The sequence below is a fragment of the Caulobacter sp. CCH9-E1 genome (assembly GCF_001556515.1).
Classification (GTDB): Bacteria; Pseudomonadota; Alphaproteobacteria; order Caulobacterales; family Caulobacteraceae; genus Caulobacter.
This window is the reverse complement of the sequence record NZ_LSJA01000173.1, coordinates 1-2,187: the sequence shown is the minus strand read 5'-3', so window position 1 is coordinate 2,187 and position 2,187 is coordinate 1. Positions and strand designations below refer to the sequence as shown.

General features: G+C 63.2%; 3 protein-coding genes. All 3 read right to left on the bottom strand.

What is annotated here, in order from left to right:
- Window positions 1-10: 10 nt before the first annotated feature.
- Entirely contained in the window at window positions 11-1,462 is a 1,452-nt protein-coding gene (locus AX690_RS10830; RefSeq protein WP_066730368.1) for a DNA cytosine methyltransferase, read from the bottom strand.
- Complete coding sequence (locus AX690_RS10825) at window positions 1,459-1,986, bottom strand: hypothetical protein (RefSeq protein WP_066730367.1); 528 nt, start codon at window positions 1,984-1,986, stop codon at window positions 1,459-1,461. Before AX690_RS10825 ends, AX690_RS10830 begins: the two co-directional genes overlap by 4 nt.
- Before the next feature lie 13 nt (window positions 1,987-1,999).
- On the bottom strand, window positions 2,000-2,187 hold a 188-nt coding region (locus AX690_RS22245; RefSeq protein WP_304439877.1), incomplete at its 5' end, for a JAB domain-containing protein.

Below are 2,187 nucleotides of genomic sequence, written 5' to 3'. Positions count from 1 at the left end.
CCTCCTCAACTCACAACCTCAAATCTGTGCCAGTGGCGCTGACGGGGGACACCCTCAAAGCGCTTTCCTCGCCCGTGACAATCGCTAGTTCGCCACGGTTGGCCCCTGTCGTCGTCGGTGCCGGCGTCGTAAGGGCATTGCGAGTGCGATCCGAACGGTCGGTGTGTGTGAGCGGCATGACGAGGGCGAACTCGCCTCGCTTGGCCCCGGTGATCGTCGGGATGGGTTGATCCACGCCCCGGGCAGCCGCCCCGCCGCTGGCCTGGGTGACCGGCATCACCACGGCAAAACGCGCTTTCGTCGTCACGGTCGGTAAAGGCCCGTCCGCCGACGTGCAGCTAAGTCCAGACCCATCGCCATAGTAAGGTGCGACGAGCGCATGGGCCCCGCCGCCCGGAATGGTCGGCGTGGGTTCCGAAACCGGCCGCGCAGCGCCGCCGGCCCCCTGGGACAGAATGAACGGTTCGACCACAGCAGGACGCGCGCAGCCTGGACGAGTCTTGGCCCCAGCGCCGCCGGTCGTGATCGTCGGCAGGGGTGCATCGACAGGTCGCAACGCGCTCTGACCGTGCTGTGGCAGGACAAGAGCTTGGCTCTGGATGTCCGGAGAGGCTACGCGCATACGCGGGCCAAGGACCGGGATGGGTATGTTGCGGCTCGTCATGTGCTCGACCAGGCGATCGACACAGCCTTGCGGCCATCCATGGCGGACAATGCCGATATAAATCCGCGACAGTGTTTTGGGCGCGAGCGGTTTCTTCCGGTTGAAGATCGAGGCCCCCCTTAATGACCAGTCGATGATGTCTGCGGCTGGCTTCCACCGTTGCAGATGCGGCTCTTTGATCGGGTGAGGGTTCTTGGCATGAGTGCGGGCTGGCCAACGGATCGGCTTGCTGTCACTGCGCCCGATCATGATAAAGCGCTCGCGGGTGGTGTGTGCCCCATAATCGGCAGCGTTCAGGCGGTAGAACTCCGTTTGGAACCCAAGGCGTTCGATGGCTTCTCGCCAGGCCGTGAAGTAGGCGCCTTTTCGATCTGGGTCGGGCTTGCCGGTTTCGGGGTCGACAGGGCCCCAGTCGATGAATTCCCAGACGTTCTCGATGATGATACGCTTCACCTGAAGCTCGGTAAGCCAGGTGATGATGTGCCAAGGATCACTGCGCTGTTGGTCCGAGGTTGGGCGACCAGCTCTGGCGCGCGAGTGGTATACACAACTAGGACTTGCAAGCAGAAGGTCTAGATACCCCTCCGGCACGAGGTGGCTTGGACGCACCGTCGCGATGTCCTGGACGAAATGTCGGGCGGTCGGGTGATTGGCCTGGTGGGTCGCGATCGCGACATCCCAGTGGTTGACACAGACCAGGTCCATCTCAAGGCCAAGGGCGTCGAGCGCCCTCTTGCACCCCGTCGAAGAACCGCCGGCGCCGCAGAGGAGATCGGCCACCAAGAAACGCTTCTTCATTGTTTGCTCTCCCGGGCTGGGGCTTCGGTAAGGAGGTTCGGCGTGGCGAACTCCCAAGCTGCGTTCCAGATCGCCGCGTCGTCTTCATTGTTGGCGTCGAGTGGTCTCCCCACGACGAGCGTGAAGGCGGGATCCATGACCATGTTGGCGTCGAGATAGTCGTGGCTGGCGCAGCACCCCGGAGCGATCGCGACGTTTTTGCGTCTCATTTCGCGCCACGCGGTGTCTGTCAGGTTAGTCCGCAGATCGTGGGCGAACTGGTAGGCAAGGATCACCGCAAGAGCGTCGGACCACAGGGTGGTCGCCGGTGGCTCTGAACGCCCTGGCAGGCGCGGGTGTGATTCCGCCGCCTCAAGGGTGTACCGCCATTGACGCTCATTCCCTGTCTCGAGGGAGATTTCAAGGTAGAGGGCGAGCGTGGTGTTGACCCAGAGGCTTGTCGGGCCGTCGGCGAGGATCTGGAAACCAGGAGGCAGCCTGATCATCGTATGGGTCGGCGTCGACGCGGTGGGTTCGCAGGTCATGGTGTCAGCTCCCTCACAACAGGCCTTTGGTGGTGAAGCTGATGGCCTCATCGCCGGCGATCAGCACGTGGTCCAAAAGACCGATGTCGACCGTCGCCAGGCCCTCCTTCAGGCGCCGCGTCATCTCGATGTCGCCGGCGCTCGGGTTCTTCGAAGCACTAGGATGGCAGTGGGCAATTGCCACTCTGGCCGAGCCAGAGC

Excerpts from the sequence above, each read along its gene's own strand:
- AX690_RS10830 (WP_066730368.1), bottom strand. The coding sequence starts at position 1,462 with ATGAAGAAGCGTTTCTTGGTGGCCGATCTCCTCTGCGGCGCCGGCGGT.
- AX690_RS10825 (WP_066730367.1), bottom strand. The coding sequence starts at position 1,986 with ATGACCTGCGAACCCACCGCGTCGACGCCGACCCATACGATGATCAGG.